The organism is Microcoleus sp. PH2017_24_DOB_U_A (genome assembly GCF_020738205.1).
GTDB lineage: Bacteria > Cyanobacteriota > Cyanobacteriia > Cyanobacteriales > Microcoleaceae > Microcoleus.
Genome location: NZ_JAEQCT010000021.1, coordinates 85,263 through 109,316, shown reverse-complemented (window position 1 = coordinate 109,316; position 24,054 = coordinate 85,263). Strand labels below are relative to the sequence as shown.

Genomic DNA, 24,054 nt, shown 5'->3' with positions numbered 1-24,054 from the left:
GGTTTAGAATTGCCAAATAATCAGCGCCAGTAACGCCGCAACTCCCCCCGCAATAGTCAACACATAAAACTGCGATTGACCGGTGCCGCTGTATTTCAAACCTTCACCGCTGAAAATTGTGGCAAAACCGAACAAATTCACCGCCCCATCTACTACATACTTGTCAGTCCAAGCGCTGACTTTCGCAATAGAAGCTACGGCCCAAACCACAGTCAAGCGGTAAACTCGATCGATATAAAAGTCGTAAGCAAACAAATCCTGCACCGCTGGAATCGGCAGTCGTACCGGTCGAGGTAAAACGTTGTACCAATAAATCGCCACGCCAGCCCCAACCCCAATCAAGCCAGATAACACCAACAGTGGAGTATCCAGAGTCTTCAACAGCAAATTTAAACTATCAAAATCCCCAGTTTCCGCCCAAGGCCCAGTCCAACTAATTAAAAGTTGCCACTGCTGCAACATCCAAGGCACTAACAGCCCAATCACCGTCAAAATTACCATCGGCAAAGCCATCGGCCAACCGACTTCGGGTGCTCTGCGAGTTTTGGGTTGCGGTTTTCCGACAAATACTAAGGCGAATACGCGAGTTAAATTGAGCGCAGTTAAACCGTTAACTAACAGCAGCACAACTACCAACCACAATGGCACTGTCCAAAAACCGTTCAGCCACCGTCGCATTACCCAAAAGTTGCCCATCGGCAATAGGGCTACCATCCCCGCAGCGCCAACTAAATAAGCCATTGTCGTGGCGGGCATCTTTGACCACAACCCACCCATTTCTGTTAAATCTTGAGTGTTGGTTGTGACAATTACTGACCCTATGCTCATGAATAATAGTGCTTTGGCGATCGAGTGCGCGAACAGCAGCAGCAATGCAATGTCAACGTGATTCTGCCCGACCGCGATAAACACTAAACCCATAGAAGCGCTGGTAGAATGCGATAGTGTTCTTTTGATATCGATTTGGGCGATCGCCACTAAGGAAGCCCCAACAGCCGTCACCGCACCCAAAACCACCAGCACCAAACCAGTTATCGGGGACAGCGCTAAAACAGGCTGAAGTTTAATCAAAACATAAGCCCCACCACCCACAACTACCGTATTCCGCATAATCGAAGCCGGGTTCGGCCCTTCCATCGCCTCGTCGAGCCACAGGTGAAACGGAAATTGAGCGCACTTGGCTGTAGGTGCGGCAATTAAAGCCAAGCCTAAAAGAGTCGCAACTAAAGGAGATAAAGTTGCAGTTTCCGCCCATTCTTCTAAATCAGAAAAATTCAAACTTCCGGCTAAAGTTGAAAGCGTCACTACTCCCATCAGCAGCGGTACATCTCCTACACGCTTGGTTAAAAACGCATCTCTAGCCGCCGTCACTACCAGCGGTTGAGCGTACCAAAACCCGACTAGCAAATAAGTTGAGAGTGTCAGCACTTCCAGCAAACCGTAGGTTAGCAGCAGCGAATCGCTAATCGCAATCCCGCTAATTGCCGCTTCAAAAAAACCTAGCAGCCCAAAAAATCGAGCTAGCGCCCAGTCTTTTTCCATGTAGCCGAGAGCGTAAATTTGTGCTAGCAAACTCAAAACTGTCACTAGCTCCATTGCTCCGACGCTGGTCGTGGAGATTTCTATGGCAAAAGACAAATCTAAATCTGCTGCTTGCACCCAGTGGAGGAGCAAATGTTGGGGCGCTCGATCCCAAGTTGCTGTAAAAATCACTGACCCGTGGATGAAAGCCAACACACTCATCAGTAAATTGAAGTAAGCCGCAGGTCTTGGCCCTGTTGTGCGAACGGTTCCCGTAGACCACGGCAAAGTTAGAATCGCGCCTATTAAGCCATATAAAGGTATCCACCAACAGGTTTGGAGGAGAAATTCTGTCATTTAATTTATTCCTTAAACTTCAAATTACCGGCTACCTTTATACAAAGGCAGTTCCGGGCGATCGCGCCACAACGTAAAACTTTGACTAAACCCGATCGTATAGCTTTAGCAAAATAATTTGCACCCAAAATTAACTATACATTAAAACATCAAAACTGAGAATTATGTCAAGACAAAATTATAGTTTTCTCAGCATCGGCACTCACAGAAAAAAAATGCCCGCAGATGAGTCAAGACAGCTTTTTTTGCCAGTTTATCCGCGATCCCCCTTTGGAAATCCCCAAATTTCCTAAAACCGATCGCCCCAGCTTTTACCCACCGAACTCTAGTTTACAGGTATTTATGCTCACTTGACTGCCTGCTCGCCGCCCGCATCTACTCCTCTATATATTAAGATTATTAAATAAATATTAAAATATTTGAAGTAACATAAAAAAATTTAATTTTTGTTATTAAACATTATGATGTTAGTTTATATTGTCAAGGTGGACAGCTTCCCCTATTCTATAAGGATAGGAAGCTTTACACTGCATTCCTAAATAATGTGGGCCTCCCCGTCCAAATTTTTAGATTTCTCAAAGATTTGTTACGGTAATTCCGCTAATCCTCAACTTGGAGATTCAAAAATGTCAATTGCCGTGGGAATGATTGAGACAAAAGGTTTTCCCGCTGTTGTGGAAGCTGCCGACGCTATGGTTAAAGCTGCTCGCGTTACCCTCGTGGGCTATGAAAAAATCGGCAGCGCTCGCGTCACCGTAATTGTGCGCGGCAACGTGTCGGAAGTCCAAGCCTCAGTTGCAGCAGGAGTGGAATCCGTCAAGCGGGTGAACGGCGGAGAAGTCGTCTCTACCCACATCATCGCTCGCCCCCACGAAAACCTAGAATACGTTCTACCAATTCGTTATACAGAAGCAGTAGAGCAGTTCCGAGGCTACTAAGTTCTTAGCGCGCTAAAAATTCGTTTGACGAAACGTTTGACGAAAAGCAGCGCGATCGTCAAAAATTTACAGTTTAGTTCCCAAAATATTCAATCAGGAGTAAAACCAATGGCAATTGCAGTTGGCATGATCGAAACCTTAGGCTTCCCCGCAGTTGTAGAAGCCGCTGACGCGATGGTCAAAGCAGCCCGCGTCACCTTGGTAGGATACGAAAAAATCGGTAGCGCTCGCGTTACTGTCATTGTAAGAGGAGATGTCTCGGAAGTGCAAGCTTCCGTAGCCGCCGGAGTAGAGTCAGTGAAGCGCGTTAACGGCGGACAAGTGATGTCCACCCACATTATCGCCCGCCCTCACGAAAACTTGGAATACGTGCTACCCATTCGCTACACCGAAGCTGTAGAACAGTTCCGCGAAGGCGTGAGCGGCATTCGTCCTCTCAACAGATCTTAATACAAGCCCGAGGCTGTTAGGGGCGTTTGGTAATTAAAAATTAAAAATTAAAAATTAAAAATCGCGATGTTTTTGATTTAATATTTTTAATTTTTAATTGAGGTAGTCATGGGATATTGGTTATTAGTCAGTCGATTTTAGATTTTAGATTTTAGATTTTAGATTTTAAAATTGACTCCACAGATTAATCTGGGAGATTTAAGTTTAAATCTAAGATTTTGGAATCGACAGTCAAAATCGTCTAGAGCTTGTATCCGTTTGTTTTACGGGTCATGAGTTATGAGTTATGAGTCATTAGTCATTAGTTAGTAGAAGAAACTACTATTTTATGCAGAAATTAGACTAAAAAAAACTCATAAAAAAAAGACAAGTGACGGTGTAAAAATGACAATTACCAATTACCTATTACCTATTACCTAAAATGCAAATGGCCAAAGTTCTCGGCACAGTTGTCAGTACCCAAAAAGAGCCGACGCTGAGAGGATCGAAATTTCTACTGCTGCAATTCATCGATGAAGAAGGTTCGCCAGTTCCCGGCTATGAAGTAGCCGCTGACTGTGTGGGCGCTGGTATAGATGAATGGGTTTTAGTCACCCGCGGCAGCGGGGCCCGGATCGCGCCAGGGAGCGAAAACCGTCCGATCGATGCTCTGGTAGTAGGCATTATAGATACTGTCAATGTAGAAAATCGCCTCATTTACAGTAAAAAAGACGACCCGTACCGCTAGTTGACAGTTGACAGTTGACAGTTGACAGTTGACAGTTGGCAGTTGGCAGTTGGCAGTTGGCAGTTGGCAGTTGACAGTTGACAGTTGACAGTTGGCAGTTGACAGTTGACAGTTGGCAGTTGACAGTTGACAGTTGACAGTTGACAGTGAACAACTAACAACTAACAACTAAAAAAAATTTTCAGTTTTAGGAGAACTTAATTTATGGCAGTCCGCAACGTTGCGGCTCCCCCGACGCCTTGGTCGAAAAACTTGGCTGAGCCCAAAATTCATGACACCGCCTACGTACATTCCTTTTCTAACATTATTGGGGATGTGCATATCGGTTCTAATGTGATGATTGCCCCCGGGACATCTATCCGCGCCGATGAAGGCACTCCTTTTTATATCGGAGGAGGAAGCAACATTCAAGACGGAGTAGTGATTCACGGTTTAGAACAAGGCCGAGTCACAGGAGACGACGACAAATCCTATTCTGTGTGGGTGGGGAAAAATACTTCCCTCACCCACATGAGTTTAATTCACGGCCCGGCATACGTGGGCGACGAGTGCTTTATCGGCTTTCGCTCTACGGTGTTCAATGCCAGAGTGGGCAACGGCTGCATTGTCATGATGCACGTATTAATTCAAGATGTGGAGATTCCTCCCGGTAAGTACATACCTTCGGGAGCCATCATCACTAATCAGCAGCAAGCCGATCGCCTGCCTGACGTTCAAGATTCAGATGTTAAATTTGCGACCCACGTCATCGGCATCAATGACGCTCTGAGAACGGGTTATCGCTGCGCTGACAACATCGCTTGTCTAGCACCAATTCGCAACGAGCAAGCTAAAAACTCAAATATCACTCAAATGAATTATTCTACCTATGCCGGCACCCAATTGAGTTCCTCTCTAGCCGATAGCATCCGCAATTTGCTAGCCCAAGGATACAGCGTGGGAGCGGAATATGCCGACGCCCGTCGGTTCCGTACCGGTTCTTGGCGCACTTGCGGCCCAATTTCCTCAACTCGCGACTCTGAAGTAATCGCAGCTTTGTCGGCTTGTATGGCCGATCACCAAGGAGAATACGTCCGCTTGATCGGGATTGACACCAAAGCCAAGCGTCGCGTACTCGAAGAAATCGTCCAAAGACCGGGAGAAAACGGCTCTAACGGTAACGGCGCCACAACTCACAAATCTAACGGTAAAGTTGCACAAACTGCCTATCAAAATGGCGGTTCCGCATCCAGCAAATTGAGCGCGGAAACAGTGGCTCAAGTTCGCGGCTTGCTAGCTCAAGGCTTCAAGGTTGGCACAGAACACGCCGACGCGCGCCGCTTCCGCACCAGTTCTTGGCAAAGCGGGGCTTCGCTGCAAGTCAGAAACGAATCTGAGGCGATCGCCGCTTTAGAATCTGTGATGAACCAATATCCGGGCGAATACGTGCGCTTGATCGGGATTGACCCGAAAGCTAAGCGCCGCGTAGTTGAAGAACTGATTCAGCGTCCCGATGGCCCTGTGGCTCAATCGGCTAAACCGGGTGCAACATCAGCATTCAAAGCCACGACGACTGGTTCGGCTGGAAGTGGAAAGTTGACCGGCAAGACGATCGACCAAATCCGCAACCTGCTTTCCCAAGGCTACAAAATTGGCACGGAACACGCCGACGCGCGCCGTTTCCGCACAGGTTCTTGGAGCAGTTGCGCGCCGATCGCCACCAACCGCGAATCCGAAGTAATTTCGGCTCTCGAAAGCTGTATGACAGAACACAGTGGCGATTACGTCCGCTTGCTCGGTATCGACTCCAAGGCCAAGCGCCGGGTACTCGAAGAAATTATCCAACGACCATAATTTGTCAGGTAATTAGCTGCTTTCTCCCGTTAAGAGTTGACAGTTGACAGTTGACAGTTGACAGTTGACAGTTGACAGTTGACAGTTGACAGTTGACAGTTGACAGTTGACAGTTGACAGTTGACAGTTGACAAAAGAAGAAATGGGATTGGAGTAATGAATCGTCTGATTTTAATTTCTCCTTAAAAGGCTTCCGGCTTTCAACCAATTATTTCGGGTAATTTGTAAGTCCAAATCGAGCTTTTCATTATTAGTAAATAATCGTTTATTAGATTGATAGAGTTAAAGAAATCATTCTAAAAAGCGATAAATTAAAGTCGTTTTATCTAAAATCATAGCTCATTTCAAGGTGAAGTTGAATGTATTTATCGCCACTGCAATTAAGTAGCAACTCTCAGATTTTCCTGAGTGGCGATGTAGTTGTGAATGAAGGTGTGGCGATCGCCCCAGGAGTCATCCTCCAAGCAGATCCGGGTAGCCGGATCTCGATCGCCGCCGGTGCCTGTATCGGTATGGGAGTGATTCTTCACGCCCGCGAAGGTACTCTCGAAATCGAGGCGGGCGCAATGCTGGGTGCAGGAGTGTTGGTGGTAGGTGCGGGGAAGATTGGCGCAAATGCCTGTATTGGCGCGGGAACAACGCTGATTAATCCTGCGATCGACCAAATGCAAATTTTGCCCGCAGGTTCTCTGATCGGAGATACCAGCCGCCGAGTCGCAGCAGAACCAACCGCAGAAACCGCAGAAACCGCAGAAGCCCAAACCGCTGCACCGGAAACCCCCACAGGCACTACGCCACCAGTTGAACCAACCGTCGATCGCCCGATCGACGACCCGCCCGAACCCGCCCAAACACAGCCTCAAACACCGCCAGAGACAGCCCCAGATCCATCACCAGAAACCGCCGCCAATCCGCCTCCCCAACCAGGAGAAGTCCCAACTATTCTGTACGGTCAAGCTCACATCAATCAGTTGCTGGGGACGCTGTTTCCGCACCGACAAGCTTTTAATCGATCGCAGGACAACGGTCAAACTCTCTCGGGCGGTACCGGATAGAGGTCATTGGATTTGAGATTTTCCATTTTTCGATTTGAGATTTATTCCACAGATGAATCTGAGACGTTAAAATATTGTCTAAATTTTCGATCTCGACCCTCATGAGTGTCTGGTGCTGGTATCCATTTTGGGGCATGGTAATTTCTACAAAAGGCAGTTATGCTTAAGGAAGAATCAAAAAAATATAAATAGGTAATCTCATATTATTTGTAGCTCAGCAATTTTTAAGGTCTTGCAGCATAAATATGTATCTTGCAGCTCGTGCAGTTTGTCTTCTCATCTGAGACACTAAAACTATCAACAAATTTTTATTTTTGGAAGTTTCTAAGGGTAATCGAAGATGGACGGACAAATAGATCGTAACAGCAGTGACTCCGGGCGATCGCAGCGCCAGGAATATTTCAAAGACACCGCTTTGGGCTTGGTATCTACCAAGAGTTTTCCGGCAATTGTCGGGACTGCTGACATGATGCTGAAGTCCGCAGGGGTCATTTTAGTAGGATACGAGAAAATAGGTTCCGGTCACTGTACGGCGATCGTCCGCGGGCGCATTTCCGACGTGCGTTTGGCTGTGGAAGCAGGAGCTCAGACAGCCGAACAATTCGGACAGTTTGTTTCTAAGCTGGTGATTGCTAGGCCTTTGGCTAATTTGGAAGTGGTTTTGCCGATCGGCTTTCGCCTAACTCAACTGTCGGAAAGCGGTAGTTATTCTCGACTGAGCAATCAGGCGATCGGTTTGCTCGAAACGCGGGGATTTCCCGCAATGGTCGGCGCTTGCGATGCTATGCTCAAATCCGCCGACGTACACTTAGCCGCCTACGAGAAAATTGGCGCCGGTTTGTGCACGGCAATTATTCGCGGTGCAGTCGCAGATGTCGCAGTCGCCGTAGAAGCCGGGATGTACGAAGCTGAGCGCATTGGCGAGTTGAACGCCGTGATGGTAATTCCCAGGCCTTTGGAAGATTTGGAACAAACTTTGCCGCTGGCGAGTTGCTGGATAGAACAGCGCACACCTGTGAGGGTGCCTATCTCTGTTCAGGAAAAGGAAAAAGAATTGGTCGAACTTCCCGATTTGGAGAAATTGAGAGTTTATGTGGAAGAGGAAATCAATCGCTAATTGGTAATGGGTAATCGGGAATTGGTAATTACCCAACAAAAGTTTGTAGAGACTAGGTGCGGAAAATACTGAGACCAATTTGAGAATCGAGATATAAATCTTACCAGAACAGAGTACGTGTAGTGATTTGTAGCCTCGCAGCCTCGTAAGCTGAATTTGGTGATTAGCCGATCGCCTCGGCATCTAGAGACAGATAACGCCAACGAAAACTCGATTTTTGCTCAAAAGTCGATCGGGTAAAAAATCGAACTCACGAAGTAAATGCAGCCGAGCTACAGGCTCTTTTAACAGGATTTAACTGCTGTTAAGATAAACCTAAAATCCTGTTTCGGGTAGATTTCCTGGAATCAGTTAAGAGTTAATCGGGGTGCTGTGTGGATGCTCTTTCAACAGATTAACCTCTGTCGAACTCAACACTGAGTGCAAAGGAATCAATCCAGAATCCAGCAAGGAATGAAAGTTGACCTATGAACATCAAAGAATCGAACCTCAACCATTTTTATAAGCGCGGGTTGCACAGCGCCAAGCAAGGCAACTACGAAGCGGCACTTGAGGACTTCGATCAGATACTGCAAGTCAATCCCGCCGATGCCAAAGCTTACAACAATCGCGGCTTGGTTTACTATTATATGAAAGACTACCAAAAGGCGATCGCAGACCTCAGCCAAGCACTAGATATCAATCCTAATTTGTTCGAGGCATACTTGAATCGAGGCAATGCTTGGCGCCATCTCGGAGAAAACGAAAAAGCCATTGACGATCTCAACTGTGCTTTAGTAAATAAGCCTGACAGCCACGCTATCTACAACAACAGGGGACTCGTACTTGCTAATTTAGGACATTACGAAGAAGCAATAGAAGACTACGATCGAGCTCTCTCGATCAATTCGCAAAATTATAAAACCTATTACAACCGAGGCCGCGCTTACTACCTTTTGGGAGAAAAACAAGCAGCAACGGAGAACTTTAACGAAACGCTACGGTTGAATCCAAGATATATCAAAGCTTACATAAATCGCGGACTCTGTTATCACCAATTAGGAGACAACACCCAGGCGATCGCCGATTATAACACAGCACTCGGCATCGACCACAACAATGTTTATGCCTATTATAACAGAGGATGCGTTCGCTATAAATTAAAACAAATGGAGCTGGCGATTGAAGACTTTAACAAAGCAGTGGAACTCGAACCCAACTACGTTAAAGCTTATCTCAACCGGGGTTTAGCGCTGTACAAATTGGGAGATATTGCAACAGCAAATAGGGATTTTTACCACGTAATGTGTATTAATGCTGAAGCTTATTTGTACTATCAAGCCCAGCGCTGCACGCCTGATATTAATTCCTATTTCAAAGAAGCCCCACAGATGGAACTTAATAATGCTGTAGAATACTACAACACCACATTAAATACGATCTCAAGTTCTTTAAGTTCGGCAGCATTAAATGCGATTTGGAATCAAGAAGATTTGGAGAACAGAGACTCGATTATCTGTGAAGGTGAATTTCTTAATGAGTAAATTAGTCAGTTGACAGTTGACAGTTGACAGTTGACAGTTGACAGTTGACAGTAGTCATAGTGCTGTCCCCGCGATCGAATAGCAGTCATTAGTCATTAGTCATTAGTCATAGTGCTGTCCCCGCGATCGAATAGCAGTCATTAGTCATTAGTTATTAAATAGGTTGTCGAAAAAATAAAAAATTCTCAGAAACCTGGTTTCTTCATAGATTTCTCATTACTAAACACAAAATTTTGTAGAAACCGGGTTTCTCGCCTTTTGCTACAGCCCCGAGAGGTTTTTAACGCGGATTGGCTATTTGTTAAAAATTAAAGTCCTGACTGCAAAAAACAGTCAGGACTTTAATTTTTTATCTCTGAGTTTTAAGAACTTGCATTCCTGACTGCAAAGCCTTAAATACTAGCCATCACTTCGCGCGCGGCTGCTAAAGTTCGATCGACATCTTCGTCAGTATGGGCCAAAGAAGTAAATCCAGCTTCAAACTGCGAAGGAGCGAGATAAATTCCGTGCTCCAACATTCCCCGGTGAAAGCGGCCGAACTTTGCTACATCAGACTTTTTCGCATCATCGTAATTGTGAACCGGGCCCGCCGCAAAAAACAAGCCAAACATCCCGCTAATTTGTCCGCCGCAAACAGCGTGTCCCGCTTCCTTACCAATTTTCAGCAATCCCTCGGACAGTTTTTTCGTAATCCTGTCCAACTGTTCGTAAGTGCCGGGTTTTTGCAGCAATTCCAAAGTTTTAATCCCAGCAGTCATCGCCAAAGGATTTCCCGAAAGCGTACCAGCTTGATACATCGGGCCTGCGGGAGCCACCATCCCCATAATATCGCGCCTTCCGCCGTAAGCTCCCACGGGCAAACCGCCGCCGATAACCTTACCCAAGGTTGTCAAATCTGGGGTGACACCGAATTTTTCCTGAGCTCCGCCGTAGGCGATGCGGAAACCAGTCATTACTTCGTCAAACACCAACAAAGCACCGTTATCTTTGGTAATTTCCCGCAAACCTTCGAGAAAACCTGCATCCGGTACAATAAAACCGGCATTTCCTACAACAGGTTCTAGCATCACGCCTGCGATTTCGCCAGGATGTTCGGCAAATAAAGCTTTGACTGCTTCCAAATCATTGTACGGAGCGTTGAGAGTGTGCGCGGTGACAGATTTCGGCACGCCGGGAGAGTCTGGAAGGCCGAGAGTTGCCACGCCGGAACCTGCTTTTACCAGGAACATATCGGCGTGTCCGTGATAGCAGCCTTCAAATTTAATCAGTTTGTCGCGCCCGGTGAAGGCTCGCATCAGCCGCAAAACGGCCATACAAGCTTCGGTACCGGAATTGACAAATCGTACCATTTCAATGCTGGGAACGGCATCGATGACCATTTCGGCGAGGACGTTTTCCAAGAGGGAGGGTGCGCCGAAACTCGTACCTTTTTCTAAGGATTCGTGGAGGGCTTTGATGACTTCGGGGTGGGCGTGGCCGCAGATGGCGGGGCCCCAAGTACCTACGTAGTCAATGTATTGGTTGCTGTCAACATCCCAAATGTAGGCTCCGTTTACCCTGTCAAAGACGATGGGCTGTCCGCCTACGGATTTGAAGGCGCGGACGGGGGAACTAACGCCACCGGGCATCAATTTCTGGGCGGCGGCGAATATTTCTTCTGATTTGGTGGTTTTCAAGGTTGTAGAAACCAATGTTTTCTCCTTAGTGAAGGTCTGTTGTTGGTAGGATACTTAATATAGCGACTTCTGGTTAAAGGCTAAGCCGATTCAAGGAAACTATAGTAGTAGATTTTAGGATACAAACCAATCAGTAGCAATACTAGCTCGGGTTTTTTAGGATTTGTCGCACTAGCACTCCTAGGTCTCAATTGTAATAATTTGTAAAATAGTTCTTGACAATTGGCCAATCACTTGCCTAATCTCCTCTCTTCTCTCTGTGTCCTCTGCGCTCTCTGCGGTTAATAAAAAAAATATCCGACACGAAAGCGTTAATTTATATGAAAAGCTGCAATAAAATTATGTCTGGTACTGATTTATCTAGTTTGAGCCGATCGATCCCAATTGAAAAGATCCGTTATGACGATCGCGGTTTAGTGCCTGCGATCGTCCAAGATTACTTAGACGGCACAGTGTTGATGATGGCGTGGATGAATCGGGAGTCGCTCGAAAAAACCATGGAAACCGGTCAAACTTGGTTCTGGAGCCGTTCTCGCGCCGAATTTTGGAACAAAGGGGCGACTTCGGGACACGTTCAAAATGTCAAAGGGCTGCGTTACGACTGCGATAGCGATGCTTTGCTGGTGACTGTCGAACAAGTGGGAGATATTGCTTGTCACACGGGTGAAAGAAGTTGTTTTCACCAAGTTGACGGGGAAATTGTGGCGCCGCCGGGGGATATGTTATCTCAATTGTTTGACGTAATTTGCGATCGACGGGACAATCCTAACGAAACTTCTTATACTTGCAAGTTGTTCGAGGGCGGGGATAACAAGATTCTCAAGAAGATTGGCGAAGAGTCGGCGGAAGTTGTGATGGCTTGCAAAGATGATGATAAAGACGGAATCGCCGGGGAAGTTGCGGACTTATTTTATCACGCTTTGGTTGCTTTGGCTCACCATCAGGTTGATTTGAGGGCGGTTTATCGCAAATTGGGCGATCGGCGAAAATAAGTTAATCGGAATGATTAAACCGCGAAGACACAAAGAGCGCGAAGGAAGAACCGGATCATCTTCTTTCTCTTCCTTCGCGTCCTTAGCGCCTTCGCGGTTCGTTTAATCTTACTCCATTGCCAACGGATTTGACATCAATCGCCATTTATTCTATTTGATATGATTAGATTCTACTTTTTAACATTCGATCGACCTTTTGCAAAATTGCGATCGCCAGTATCACACTAATAGCCAAGCCCAACCAGAAATTATCCGCCGCCCATTTACCTCGATCCAAAGCGAAACCGCCCAGCGGTGGGCCGATTAAATAGCCGATCGCCCAACACTGAGAATTAACCGCTAAATACACGCCGCGTAAAGACTCCGGTGCTAAATCCACCACCAAAGCCGAAGCAAAAGGCGTATAAGCAACCGTTGCCACCGACAAAAAAGTCAAGCCAACAACTGCTAAAAATAGATTGCCAGTTGCAGCCATTCCCGTCAAGCCGATCGCAATAAACCCCATTCCCCACAGCAGCGCCGAAATCATCAAAGCTTGGGGATGAGAAAACCGCCTCAAAGCCTTAACAATCGGCATCTGCAAAGCCACAGTTAAAAATGTGCTAAAAGCAAACAAAACCGTAATTGTACCCGTAGAAAAGCCTCTTCCCGATGTCCCCGCCTGCACAAACTTGCTAAAATACAACGGCATCGTGGTTTGAATTTGGGAAATGTAGAGAGTAAACAGAGTATTGACTAAAGCATAGACTAGCAAAGTGCGATCGCCCAACGCCACCATCCAGCCATTTTTGAGACTTTTTTTGCCTGTATCCGTTGAATTAGCTGGTTTGTAGGTTTCTGCGATCGCACTTGCAACCACCGCAAACAGCACTAAAAACGAGATACCATCGATCATAAAGAGCGATCGATAATTCCCCGTTACCGCAATCAAAACACCGCCCAAAATAATCCCAACTTGCAAACCCAAATTATCAGCAAGCCGCGTCACAGCAAAAGCCTCCTGTCGCTGTGCGCCCTCAGTTAAATCCGCAACCATACTTTCCGTTGGAGGCCAATACAAACCCACACCAAAACCCATCAATAAATTAGCAGCAACTAAACCTGGAAAATCATGAGTCGCCGCCAACAGAAAAGAAGCGACAGCCGAAATCATTGCCGCCAGCAATAAAGTTCGCCGCCTTCCCCAAAATTGGGAATCGCAAAAAGAACCGCCCAAAATGCGGCCGAATATTCCCGAGATTGAACCGCTACCCAAACCAATCCCAACAGCAGTTGCAGACAAGCCGACGCGATCGACAAAAAAGATCGGCGCGTAAAATAAAGTAAAGCCGCTACCGCTTTGCGAGAGGAATCTGCCGGCGGCGAGAATCCAGACTTGAGTGGGGAGACGGGGAAGCCAAGATGAGAATTGAAATTTAGGCATATATTATAGCCTTTCTCAGAAAGATGAGGTACTCATGGGGATAGGGGATAGGGGATAGGGCATAGGGCATAGGGCATAGGGCATAGGGCATAGGACTAGCGGGCATACATCACTTTTTTGAGAAAGGCTATATTTATAAGAGTCTGCGGTTGAAACCAGGTATGTATAAACGATGTCTGCCTCCGCAGACTGAAGAATTAAAATAAAATTAAAGCATAATTTAGGTATTGTCGAGTCAAACCAAACCTCAACCGTATTTGTTTGCAAGCTTTTCGATGAATTCAAGTGTCAGCGGATTCATAAATCACCTTTCCTTTTTCGATAATTTCCCTGAGAAATAAATCATTCCAAGCTAGCCGTTGTTCAATTTCAGCAGGAGTTCGCACTAATAAATCTAGAGCAAATTTCGGTTGAATTTTACTTAGTATTTCCCAAGTTTTGCGAAAATTATTACCTTCTGAAGATAAAATTACCAACATATCAACATCCGAATCGCTCGTGGGATTCCCATAGGCGTAAGAGCCGAACAAAATTATTTTTTCTGGTTTAAATTGATTGGCTATTGCCGCACTTAATTCCAGAATTTTGTTTATTTCAATCATTGGCTAATATCTTTGATATTTGGCAATTTAACTGTAATAATAACACATAAATTTGATCGGTATATTGCTGGAATGAGTAATTATCAATCGTTTTTGGCGATCGCCACAATTTTTCAACTGTTACTTTTCGCCGACAAGCTTAACAATTCTTCTAATTCAGTTACACAAAAGTTACCATTAATTTAAAAATACTTAACACGATTTTAGGAAAAAGTTCGTTAAGCTCTAGAAAAGGCAGAAGAAAATTTTAGAGGGTCTAATTTTTATGACAGCTATTACATCGTCGAGAGTAGAATCAATCAGACCCCGCTGGCAAGCAATTGTCATGGTAGCCTTAATTTTCTGGCTCAGCGGTAGCCTGATTATCGATCTAGTTATTATGCCGAGTCTCTACGTATCTGGCATGATGGTATCTTCTGATTTTGCAACAGCCGGAAATTTAATGTTCTGGGGATTTAACCGCGTTGAGTTAATCTGTTCGGGATTCGTAGCAACGGGTTTGATGGTTTTGAGCAATTTAATGGGTGACTCCGGCAAGCGTACTCGCACAGCAATCGTATTATCATTGGTACTTCTGGCGATCGCCCTGATTGACACCTACGGGCTCACACCTCAAATGAGCGCCTTGGGAATGCAGCTAAATCTGTTCGACTCCGCAGCAGAAGTGCCCGCCGGCATGAATACACTGCACCAAGGATATTTTGTTTTGGAAGCGCTAAAGTTGGCTGTCGGCGGTACGCTGCTTGGCTGGTGCTACCAAAACGAAGTTTAATCAACCATAAAAATTAGGACACGGCAGTGCCGTTTCCCTACAATGAATTGGGGTAGGGAAACGGCACTGCCGTGTCCTCTTATTCGGATTCTTCTGACACATCAGATAATTCAGATTTCGGCCACAACAAACGCAAGCCCATCACCGCAAATCCGATCGCAGCGATCGTCTTTACCAACCTCTCCGGTAACACCTCCGCCGTACCTTGTCCAACCAAAACACCAAGGAAACTCGCCAGCAGCAGCGCCGACGCCGTACCAAAAAATACAGCCCGCGGCGAGTTGCAACTGCTACCAAGGGCGATCGCAGCTAATTGACTTTTGTCACCCAATTCTGACAAAAACACCGTAATAAAAGTTATGCCTAAAAGTTGCCAATCCATATTTTTTTTAGTTATCAGTTAGCTTTTTAGAAATCTACAACTTACCCACAGGCTCCCAGAAAACGGGTTTCTGTCCAAAATCCTCGGTTTAATCGCTAAATTTAGCCAGAAACCCGGTTTCTTTGGACTTACCCAAACATAATCAGTAATTCCCAAATCTAAAATCCAAAATCCAAAATCTAAAATCGTTTAACTCAGCACTTCCCAAAGTAAAACCGCCGAAATCGCCAGCAAAATCACTCCCGCAGCCTTCTCCAAAGTTTTCGGATCGATTCGAGTCGCCAGCCACCTTCCCAGCAAAACTCCCAACAAACTCGTTGCAATCAAAGCCGAACCCGCACCCGCAAACACAATCCAAGGATTCCGAGATTCAGCCGTCATCAACAAAATCGCAACTTGAGTTTTATCTCCAACTTCAGCTAAAAAGATAGTTACAAAAGTCGAAGCAAAAATTGCCCAGTGCTTCGGCTTCAGTTGCTTTTCTTCCTGACAGATATCGGGGTTTGCACTCACTGAAACTTCTGCCTGCTCCGGGGTTAAAGCAGCACAAATCTCAGAAGTCTCTTTAAGTTTTTGTAGTTGTACTTGTGGTTGCAAATCAGAATTGGGGGTTTCTGAGTCAGAAGCAGACGAGTTTGGCGGTACAGAATCAAGTTTCACGGGCAATGAGTGCTAAACGCTATTTATTTTTGACTTCTACTTTGGATTTTAACTTTATCTGTGCCTGCTTTTACCTGCGCCAGGCCCATCTTTTTTTGCCGGAGATTCCGCAACCAATTCCAGAAACTGCTCGCCTCACCCAAACACGGATATAAGCCCCACAGTTATCTGTCGAGTCAATCCAAAATCCAAAATCCAAAATCCAAAATTCCCTGGTTTATGTGCCGTAAGTTCGATCGCCCGCATCACCCAAACCAGGTACAATAAACCCCTGTTCGTTGACTATTTCGTCGATCGTTGCCGTATAAAGAACCAAACTCGGGTACTCCGTACTCAGCCGCTTCAAAGCCGGAGGAGCAGCCACCACAGAAATAATCCGAATCAAACTCGGATCAATTCCCCGTGAAATCAATTCCTGCATCGTCGCCACAATCGTCCCGCCAGTCGCCAGCATCGGCTCGCTAATTATCACCCGCGTTTGGGGGTTAAACTGCGCCGGCAATTTATTCAAATAACAAGTCGGCTCCAGCGTCTCCTCATTCCTCGCCATACCTAGATGGTAAATCGAAGCCAGCGGCACAACCGTCTGAATTCCTTCCAGCAGTGACAAACCAGCCCGCAAAATCGGTACCACAACCAACGGAGCTTCCGGGTTAATAAACGTCGCCGCACATGGGCTCAAAGGCGTCTGCACCGTTGCTTCCACTGTCGGTAGCCAATCTCGAATTGCCTCGTAGGCCAGCCAGCGTCCCAATTCTGTCATCGCAGAACGAAAAAGTACCGATGGGGTGGCGGCGTCGCGGGCGACAGCCAGCCAATGTTTAATTAACGGGTGGGGCGGAACGTAAACGCGCAGTTGCAGGGGCATGAGGAAATTGGGGAAATTGCTAGATTTGAAGGATTTGATGCGGTGCGATCGTTTTCGTTGGCGTAGCCCCCCGTAGGGGCGGACTTCGCTAACGATCGCTCTGTGCAACTTATCACAATCTTCCATTCTTTGAATCTAAAATCTAAAATCCTATAAGTCTCTTTGTTTGTAGACCTTCGTCACTTTATTGAAATATATTTTCAATAGTATTGACATAAATTAGCAACAAGGCTATAGTAATTTTTAGTGTTCTCCTCTCAAAGGATAGGCAGACGGGGGCAGTCGGCAATGGTAGACTGTTCCCGCATTTTTTTTGAAGCAGGGGCACGGGGAATTGGTAATTGGGCATTGGCCAAACAGGGCATTGGGCCTTATAGCATCGGGAATTGGTAGCCACTAACAAATAACTAATGACTGCTGACTAATGACTAAGGACTAAGGACTTCTTCCTTCTGGAGCGATCGACTGTAAAATTGTAGAAATATTAAGATTTTTAACCTAATGTCAGCCCCTACCCAATCCCAGTTATTCTCCGCCAACTCCCGCCCGACAGAGCAAGAGTTTGATGTGATAGTCATCGGTTCCGGCATTGGCGGACTCGTGACTGCAACCCAGCTAGCAGCCAAGAAGGCCAAAGTTTTGGTGCTCGAAAGCTACACAATTCCGGGGGGTAGTGCTGGATATTTCGATCGAGAAGGCTACAGATTTGATGTCGGAGCCTCCATGATATTTGGGTTCGGACAGCGCGGCACCACCAACCTCCTCACCCGCGCCCTCAAAGCCGTCAACGTCACCCTAGAAACAATCCCCGATCCGGTACAGCTTCACTATCACCTACCCTCAGGTCTCGATCTGGAAGTTCCCCAGCCTTATGACAAATACTTGCAAGAATTAATTGACAGGTTTCCTCACGAGCGCGAAGGCATCCAGAAATTTTACGGCGAATGCTGGAACGTATTCAACTGCCTCAACGGCATGGAATTGCTATCCCTAGAAGAACCTGGATATCTAGTTCGAGTCTTTTTTCAGAATCCTTTAGCCTGTTTGGGATTAGTAAAATATCTCCCTCAAAATACTGGCGACATAGCGCGGCGCTACATAAAAGACCCGACTTTGCTGAAATTTATCGACATGGAATGCTACTACTGGTCTGTAGTACCCGCAGACTTAACGCCGATGATTAACGCCGGAATGGTATTTTCTGACAGACATTACGGCGGCATCAATTATCCCAAAGGCGGAGTCGGTCAAATTGCCCAAAAATTAGTAGAAGGATTAGAAAAATGCGGCGGCAAAATTCAGTACAAAGCTAAAGCCAAAAAAATTATCACAGAAAACGGTCGCGCTGTCGGAGTCGAGCTAGTAACCGGCGAAGTTTACCGGGCAAAGCGGATAGTTTCTAACGCCACCCGCTGGGATACTTTTGAGAAACTGCTGCCTGCTGAAGAGATGCCAGCTAGCGAGAAGAAATGGCAGCAGCGCTATCAAAAAGCCCCCAGTTTCTTGAGCTTGCATTTAGGAGTAGAAGCCAGCGTCATCCCTGCTGGTACTGCCTGCCACCACATTTTGTTAGAAGATTGGGACAAAATGGAAGCGCCAGAAGGAACTATTTTAGTATCAATTCCGACGGTACTCGACCCAGATTTAGCTCCGGCAGGATATCACATTGTTCATGCTTTTACTTCGAGTTGGATGGAAGAGTGGGAAGGACTTTCGCCACAGGAATACGAGGATAAAAAAGAAGAGGCTGGCGGCAGAATTATTGACAGATTAGAAAAGATTTTTCCGGGTTTAGATGCTGGTTTGGATTATATGGAAGTTGGGACGGCGCGTTCTCACCGCCGCTTTTTGGGCCGCGAAGATGGAACTTACGGGCCGATTCCCCGCCAGAAGTTAATGGGTTTGTTGGGAATGCCGTTTAATCGAACTTCTATGCCAGGTTTGTATTGTGTCGGCGATAGTACGTTTCCCGGACAGGGTTTAAATGCGGTGGCATTTTCTGGGTTTGCTTGCGCCCATCGAATTGCTGTGGATTTGGGTTTTTAGTGGTAGGGTTCGTCACATTTAAAATAACCCCAATCAGGTTTGTAGTGAGGACTTCAGTCCTTATCCAACAAGATAGGACTGAAGTCCTCACTACAAACCTAAAGACTAAAAACCCGGTTTCTGGAGAGAAACCGGGTTTTTTAACTTAAAATTGGCACTTCGCATTATTTAAAAGAGTTTACTGCTCGTAGCTGCCGCCTACGCCGATTTGGGTATTGTAGATTTTGGCATCAGTAATAGTCATGTTTTCCATTGATGCGCCTGATACGTCAGTGGTGTTGATGATGGCGGCTGTCAGATTTGCCCGATCGAGATCTGCGCCATTTAAACTGGCGTTAGTCAGGAAAACTGCGGTTAAGTTGGCACCCGTCAAGTTAGCGCCGGTCAAGTCAGCGCCTTCGAGGTTAGCATTGGAGAGGTTTGCGCCTTGCAAATTCGCTTCTCTCAAATCTGCACCAATCAAATGAGCCTCCGCCAAATTTGCTCCTGACAAGTCACACCCAAAGCATTGCCCAGTGGAGAGTAGCTGCTTGACGTGAGCGGGATTTGCAGCGCTAGCGGGCCCGGCCAACAGTAGGGGAGTAATTAAAAAAGTTGCGGCTAATAGATGGCGTTTCATAATCCCTTTTCCTCGCCAGACTTGGTGTTTAAGTTCTTCTGTTTATATCTACAAGCTTACCACGGTCGTTTTCGCAAATTTGCGATCGAATTCACAGACCTGCTGTGATATTCATTGTCCTCCGCAACTGGCAGGTGGTCTAGAAAAGCTCGCAAAACTTAATATCGTAAAACTTAACACTGCCGAACTTAATACGGTCTGTTTTTGTAGTTACCTTTTCTAGGTTAGCCCGGACAGCAAACAGACGTTTGCTTCTAAAGATGGATATGATTAGTGATGAATGATGTTATAGGTTGATTCTATCGAAAAAAGTTCCCCCAATACATATTTGTTAATAAAACTGTCATTGGACAGAATTTGCACACTTAAAATCCATATACGGTTATAACTTTAGAGGTAGAGGCAGAGCTGTCACCGGCCAGTTCGCCAACCACAGATCGGGTGGATTTTTAACAAAAAAATTTAATTATGTCTCAGCAGCGCTGTAAAAATCCACGCACTGCATGGAAAGCAGGGCTTTTTATGACTGTGGTAGAGTCTGTGCGACGATCGCCAAAATGAATTAAATCCTATGATAAAAAATGATTCCTCCAAGCATCTGCCGACTTTAGATCAAGTAATTGACCGCTACCCCTTGACAGTTGCGCCCGATACCCCATTAGCAGAAGTCATTACCCTGATGGGCCAACGGCGCGGAAGTTGCTCTCTAAACGCAGACATTCCACCCACCGATATCTACCCGCAACTCACAGAAATCCCAAATCCCCTCACCTCAAGCGCCCTCAGAGACGCCAGAGGTATCTGCGTCTTTGTCGTCGAACAATCCCTCGAAAAATCCGACTCCCAATCTGCTCAAAATTCCCAATTGCAAGGAATCTTCACCGAGAGGGATCTCGTCGATTTGATTGCATCGGGCAAAAACTTAAAAAATGTTACGATCGCAGAAGTTATGCAGCAGCCTGCTGCAACTCTGACGAAAGGTGAAGATAGAGACATTTTTAGCGCCTTAATTCTGTTGGGGCAACAACGAATTCACCATTTGCCAATATTAGACAGTGACGGTCAACTTTTAGGAGTAATTACGCCAGAAAGCATTCGCCAAGGCATGGTGGAACCGGCAAATATCTTAAAAATGCGCCTGGTGAAAGAAGTAATGACTGCACAAGTTATTCAAGCGCCTGTTACCTCGTCAGTTATGAGTTTAGCCGAGTTGATGGCGCAGCACCGCGTTAGCTGCGTGGTAATTACAGCGCCAACAGAATTATCGATGAATTTGTCGTTCCCAATTCCTCTAGGTATAGTCACGGAACGGGATATTGTCGAATTTCAAGCTTTAGATATAGATTTGTCGCAGACGATCGCCGAAACTGTAATGAGTAGCCCTTTATTTAGTCTCAAGCCAGAAGACTCGCTTTGGGTGGCTCATCAGGAAATGCAGCAGCGTTTAGTCCGCAGGTTAGTAGTCACTGCCGAAGGCGGAGAACTGCTGGGAATAGTTACTCAAAGCACTTTACTGAGCGTACTTGACCCGATGGAAATGTCCGGGGCGATCGATATTTTGCACGCCAGCGTCCAAGAACAGACTAGCGAATTGCAAAAAGCGATCGCATCTTTGAGCTTGACTAACAGCCGACTGGAACAGGAAATCGTTACCCGCAAGCAGGCAGAGGTGCGGCTGCAACTGTTAGAATCTGCCGTAGTTAACGCTAACGATGCGATCGTAATTATGGATGCGGGATACAGCGATATCTCCGATCCCACCATCATCTATGTCAACGAAGCTTTTACCCAAATGACCGGTTATCGGCCCGCAGAAATTATCGGCCAAACACCGAGTTGTCTGCGCGGGCCCGACAGCGATGGCGCTCAAGTTGCCAAAATTCGCCGCGCTTTCTCTCGCCGAGAACCCCTGCGCTTGGAATTGATCAACTACCGCAAAGACGGTTCAACTTATTGGGTGGAACTCAACAGCGTACCCATTGCTGACGAGTCGGGAAACCTGACTCACTGGGTATCCGTGCAGCGGGATATTAGCGATCGCAAGCGCATGGAACAAGCTTTTTTTAAGGAAAAAGAACTAGCTCAAGTTACTCTGCAATCGATCGGCGATGCAGTAATTGCTACTGACAGCCACGGCTACATTTCTACCCTCAATCCAGTTGCCGAAAAACTCACGGGTTGGTCAACCTCAGAAGCTAAAGGTTTGCCCCTCGCGGGCGTGTTGAGAATAGTTGACGAAACTACTCGGATGCCGATCAAAAATATCGCTCAAATTGCTTTGTACGAAGGTCGGATTGTTGACCAAGGACACAACAGCTTGCTGATTGCCCGCCACAACCGCGAATTTGCGATCGACCATTGCGTCGCCCCCATCCACGCCAGCAACGGCACAATTGTCGGGGCCGTCGTTGTATTTCGAGATGTCACCCAAGTGCGAACTCAAGCGCGACAACTCACCTGGCAGGCAACTCACGACCCCCTGACGCAATTGGTTAACCGTCACGAATTTGAGTACCAGCTAGAACACGCCCTGCACAGTTCTCAAGGTTACGGTCAAGAACACGTGATGCTTTACCTGGATCTCGATCGCTTCAAAATAGTTAACGATACTTCTGGTCACGTTGCAGGCGACGAACTGCTGCGCCAAGTCAGCCAGCTACTTAAAAGCAATATCCGCAAAACCGATATTTTGGCGCGCCTGGGCGGCGATGAGTTTGCTGTACTCCTGTACAATTGTCCGCCAGAACAGGGCTTAGATGTTGCAAAATTGCTACTGCAAAACATTCAGGAATTTCGGTTTGCGTGGCAGGACAAAACTTTTGCGATCGGCGTCAGTATCGGTTTGGTGGCAATTAATCGCAAAACAGTATCGACTTCTGCGGTGTTGAGCGCGGCAGATCTAGCCTGCTATGCTGCTAAAAATAAAGGCCGCAATCGGGTGCAGGTTTATCAACCGGGCGATCGCGAATTAATCAAACAGCACGGCGAAACCCAGTGGGTGGTCGAAATCAATCAAGCTTTAGAAGATAATCGGTTTCGCTTGTACTCTCAGCCGATCGTACATTTGCGAGATCTCCCCACCACCGGCACCCACTGCGAAATCCTCCTCCGCCTCCAGCTTGAAAGCGGTCAGTTAGTCTCACCGATGGCATTTATTCCGGCAGCCGAACGCTATAACTTGATGCACGCGATCGATCGCTGGGTAATTCGCACTTTATTTAGCAATTTATCTCAAATTTTCACGGCAAATCTCTTAGTCCAAAACCACGGGGCAGACGATAATATAGTTACCTTACCTGCTTGCTGCCCCTTGTCTAATTCACAAGCTTCATTTGACAAATATTCTAGCCTTTATGCGATCAACCTTTCTGGGGACAGCATTAACGAAGAAAAATTCATCGACTTTATTCAAGAGCAGTTTTCTCTCTATCAAATACCGCCGGAAATAATTTGTTTTGAAATTACCGAAACCGTGGCGATCGCGAATCTCAGCAAAGCAGCCTGCTTAATTTGGAAACTCAAGGAACTCGGCTGCCAGTTTGCCTTGGACGACTTCGGTAGCGGGATGTCTTCTTTTGCTTACCTGAAAAATTTGCCTGTTGACTATATCAAAATAGATGGCAATTTTATTAAGAATCTTGCCGAGAATCCTATTGATATTGTCATGGTTGAAGCTATTACCAAAATTGCCCACGCCATGGGAATTAAAACTATTGCCGAGTATGTGGAAAGTCAAGCAGTTATGGATAAACTCAAGGAACTTGGGGTAGATTACGGTCAAGGTTATTATTTGGGAAAGCCTCAAACTTTTACTTTTGGCTCTCCTATTGTAGAGGAAGTTTTGGGAGAATTTTCGGTTGATTCTTTGGGTTTTGAGACCAAGTTAGCTTCTTGAATAGTTGACAGTTGACAGTTGACAGTTGACAGTTGAGAGGGGAGCATCTCAGTTTTGCTATAGTGCGAGCGTCCCCGCTCGCGTGCTTGTACACACGCGAGCGGGGACGCTCGCACTGTAAGAAAAAATGCTTCTTGCAAAACTGAGATGCTCCCGTTGAGAGAAGGAAGAGGGAGAATTTCCCAATTACCAATTCCCAATTACCAATGACAACTATTCAACAAGCCAACCGCCAACTGCTTTCCTGTCAACTGCCAACTGCCAACAGTCAACTGATAGCAGCTTCAATGTACTGACTGTCTAAGAGAAAAGCACCTTTTTCAAATCGAATGCCCCAATAATTGCCGGGACGCCGATCGATCACAACACCCTGGGCCCCGATCGCAATTACATTCGCAGGCCGCAGCATCGGCATCGGTTCGGCAGTTTTCACGAAAGGTGGCATCGCCACAACTCGGACTTTTTGACCGATGGTAAATTCTTTATCCATAGTTTTTATGTTTTTATTGGCGATCGGGACACGGCTAGGTTAGCCAAAATTCATTGTGGCGTACTTTTGGCAGAACTCCCGCCTACGGCTTTGTGTCAAACTAAGAAT

21 protein-coding genes are annotated in these 24,054 nt (G+C 46.3%); 11 read left to right on the top strand and 10 right to left on the bottom strand.

What is annotated here, in order from left to right:
• Positions 1–3: 3 nt before the first annotated feature.
• Positions 4–1,878 carry an NAD(P)H-quinone oxidoreductase subunit F gene (locus JGK07_RS03915; RefSeq protein WP_293185539.1) on the bottom strand — a complete coding sequence of 625 codons (1,875 nt, stop codon included), beginning with the start codon at positions 1,876–1,878 and terminating at the stop codon, positions 4–6.
• Positions 1,879–2,504: 626 nt separating this feature from the next.
• Between JGK07_RS03915 and JGK07_RS03910 the strand changes: the two genes are divergently transcribed.
• From JGK07_RS03910 to JGK07_RS03900, 3 genes are all read left to right on the top strand, one after another.
• Positions 2,505–2,816, top strand: coding sequence for a carbon dioxide-concentrating mechanism protein CcmK (locus tag JGK07_RS03910; RefSeq protein WP_006635059.1), 312 nt, complete (start codon positions 2,505–2,507; stop codon positions 2,814–2,816).
• Positions 2,817–2,924: 108 nt separating this feature from the next.
• On the top strand, positions 2,925–3,266 hold the full coding sequence (locus JGK07_RS03905) for a carbon dioxide-concentrating mechanism protein CcmK (protein WP_006635058.1): 342 nt from the start codon (positions 2,925–2,927) through the stop codon (positions 3,264–3,266).
• Between the two features lie 421 nt (positions 3,267–3,687).
• Positions 3,688–3,993, top strand: a complete 306-nt coding sequence (locus JGK07_RS03900; RefSeq protein ID WP_293185538.1) for a EutN/CcmL family microcompartment protein — start codon at positions 3,688–3,690, stop codon at positions 3,991–3,993.
• Here the strand turns inward: JGK07_RS03900 and JGK07_RS03895 are convergent.
• On the bottom strand, positions 3,990–4,154 hold the full coding sequence (locus tag JGK07_RS03895) for a hypothetical protein (protein ID WP_293223798.1): 165 nt from the start codon (positions 4,152–4,154) through the stop codon (positions 3,990–3,992). The genes JGK07_RS03900 and JGK07_RS03895 overlap by 4 nt on opposite strands.
• Positions 4,155–4,197: 43 nt before the next feature.
• On the opposite strand from JGK07_RS03895, the gene JGK07_RS03890 reads away from it, so the two are divergent.
• The 4 genes from JGK07_RS03890 to JGK07_RS03875 all read left to right on the top strand — a co-directional run bounded on the left by JGK07_RS03890 (position 4,198) and on the right by JGK07_RS03875 (position 9,521).
• Positions 4,198–5,826, top strand: coding sequence for a ribulose bisphosphate carboxylase small subunit (locus JGK07_RS03890; protein ID WP_293185537.1), 1,629 nt, complete (start codon positions 4,198–4,200; stop codon positions 5,824–5,826).
• A 359-nt stretch (positions 5,827–6,185) separates the two neighbouring features.
• Positions 6,186–6,881 (top strand): carbon dioxide concentrating mechanism protein, encoded by a 696-nt coding sequence (locus JGK07_RS03885; protein ID WP_293185535.1) that lies wholly within the window; start codon positions 6,186–6,188, stop codon positions 6,879–6,881.
• Between the two features lie 340 nt (positions 6,882–7,221).
• A complete protein-coding gene (locus JGK07_RS03880; RefSeq protein ID WP_293185534.1) occupies positions 7,222–7,998 on the top strand; it encodes a BMC domain-containing protein in 777 nt (258 codons plus the stop codon).
• A 467-nt stretch (positions 7,999–8,465) separates the two neighbouring features.
• On the top strand, positions 8,466–9,521 hold the full coding sequence (locus tag JGK07_RS03875) for a tetratricopeptide repeat protein (protein ID WP_293185533.1): 1,056 nt from the start codon (positions 8,466–8,468) through the stop codon (positions 9,519–9,521).
• Between the two features lie 392 nt (positions 9,522–9,913).
• On the opposite strand, the gene hemL is transcribed toward JGK07_RS03875, so the two are convergent.
• The gene (hemL, locus tag JGK07_RS03870; RefSeq protein WP_293185532.1) at positions 9,914–11,212 is read right to left on the bottom strand and encodes a glutamate-1-semialdehyde 2,1-aminomutase; all 1,299 of its coding nucleotides are present in this window, start codon (positions 11,210–11,212) and stop codon (positions 9,914–9,916) included.
• Positions 11,213–11,538: 326 nt separating this feature from the next.
• Here hemL and hisIE point away from each other — a divergent pair, with 326 nt between their 5' ends.
• Positions 11,539–12,189 (top strand): bifunctional phosphoribosyl-AMP cyclohydrolase/phosphoribosyl-ATP diphosphatase HisIE, encoded by a 651-nt coding sequence (hisIE, locus tag JGK07_RS03865; RefSeq protein WP_293189573.1) that lies wholly within the window; start codon positions 11,539–11,541, stop codon positions 12,187–12,189.
• A 163-nt stretch (positions 12,190–12,352) separates the two neighbouring features.
• Here hisIE and JGK07_RS03860 read toward each other — a convergent pair whose 3' ends face one another.
• On the bottom strand, positions 12,353–13,612 hold the full coding sequence (locus JGK07_RS03860; RefSeq protein ID WP_293185529.1) for an MFS transporter: 1,260 nt from the start codon (positions 13,610–13,612) through the stop codon (positions 12,353–12,355).
• Between the two features lie 281 nt (positions 13,613–13,893).
• A complete protein-coding gene (locus tag JGK07_RS03855; RefSeq protein WP_293185527.1) occupies positions 13,894–14,214 on the bottom strand; it encodes a nucleotidyltransferase domain-containing protein in 321 nt (106 codons plus the stop codon).
• A gap of 265 nt (positions 14,215–14,479) precedes the next feature.
• Between JGK07_RS03855 and JGK07_RS03850 the strand changes: the two genes are divergently transcribed.
• Positions 14,480–14,986 (top strand): DUF4149 domain-containing protein, encoded by a 507-nt coding sequence (locus JGK07_RS03850; RefSeq protein ID WP_293176026.1) that lies wholly within the window; start codon positions 14,480–14,482, stop codon positions 14,984–14,986.
• A 79-nt stretch (positions 14,987–15,065) separates the two neighbouring features.
• Here JGK07_RS03850 and JGK07_RS03845 read toward each other — a convergent pair whose 3' ends face one another.
• From JGK07_RS03845 to upp, 3 genes are all read right to left on the bottom strand, one after another.
• Positions 15,066–15,368 (bottom strand): TMEM165/GDT1 family protein, encoded by a 303-nt coding sequence (locus JGK07_RS03845; RefSeq protein WP_293176024.1) that lies wholly within the window; start codon positions 15,366–15,368, stop codon positions 15,066–15,068.
• A gap of 189 nt (positions 15,369–15,557) precedes the next feature.
• On the bottom strand, positions 15,558–16,028 hold the full coding sequence (locus JGK07_RS03840; protein ID WP_293176022.1) for a TMEM165/GDT1 family protein: 471 nt from the start codon (positions 16,026–16,028) through the stop codon (positions 15,558–15,560).
• Between the two features lie 217 nt (positions 16,029–16,245).
• Positions 16,246–16,896, bottom strand: a complete 651-nt coding sequence (gene upp, locus JGK07_RS03835) for a uracil phosphoribosyltransferase (protein WP_293176030.1) — start codon at positions 16,894–16,896, stop codon at positions 16,246–16,248.
• 501 nt (positions 16,897–17,397) lie between these two features.
• Between upp and crtH the strand changes: the two genes are divergently transcribed.
• A complete protein-coding gene (gene crtH, locus JGK07_RS03830; protein ID WP_293176020.1) occupies positions 17,398–18,942 on the top strand; it encodes a carotenoid isomerase in 1,545 nt (514 codons plus the stop codon).
• Positions 18,943–19,120: 178 nt separating this feature from the next.
• On the opposite strand, the gene JGK07_RS03825 is transcribed toward crtH, so the two are convergent.
• Complete coding sequence (locus tag JGK07_RS03825) at positions 19,121–19,561, bottom strand: pentapeptide repeat-containing protein (RefSeq protein ID WP_293223802.1); 441 nt, start codon at positions 19,559–19,561, stop codon at positions 19,121–19,123.
• 571 nt (positions 19,562–20,132) lie between these two features.
• On the opposite strand from JGK07_RS03825, the gene JGK07_RS03820 reads away from it, so the two are divergent.
• Positions 20,133–23,456, top strand: a complete 3,324-nt coding sequence (locus tag JGK07_RS03820; protein ID WP_293241347.1) for an EAL domain-containing protein — start codon at positions 20,133–20,135, stop codon at positions 23,454–23,456.
• Between the two features lie 268 nt (positions 23,457–23,724).
• Here the strand turns inward: JGK07_RS03820 and sipA are convergent, their stop codons facing one another.
• On the bottom strand, positions 23,725–23,946 hold the full coding sequence (sipA, locus tag JGK07_RS03815; RefSeq protein ID WP_293176014.1) for a regulatory protein SipA: 222 nt from the start codon (positions 23,944–23,946) through the stop codon (positions 23,725–23,727).
• Positions 23,947–24,054: the final 108 nt, after the last annotated feature.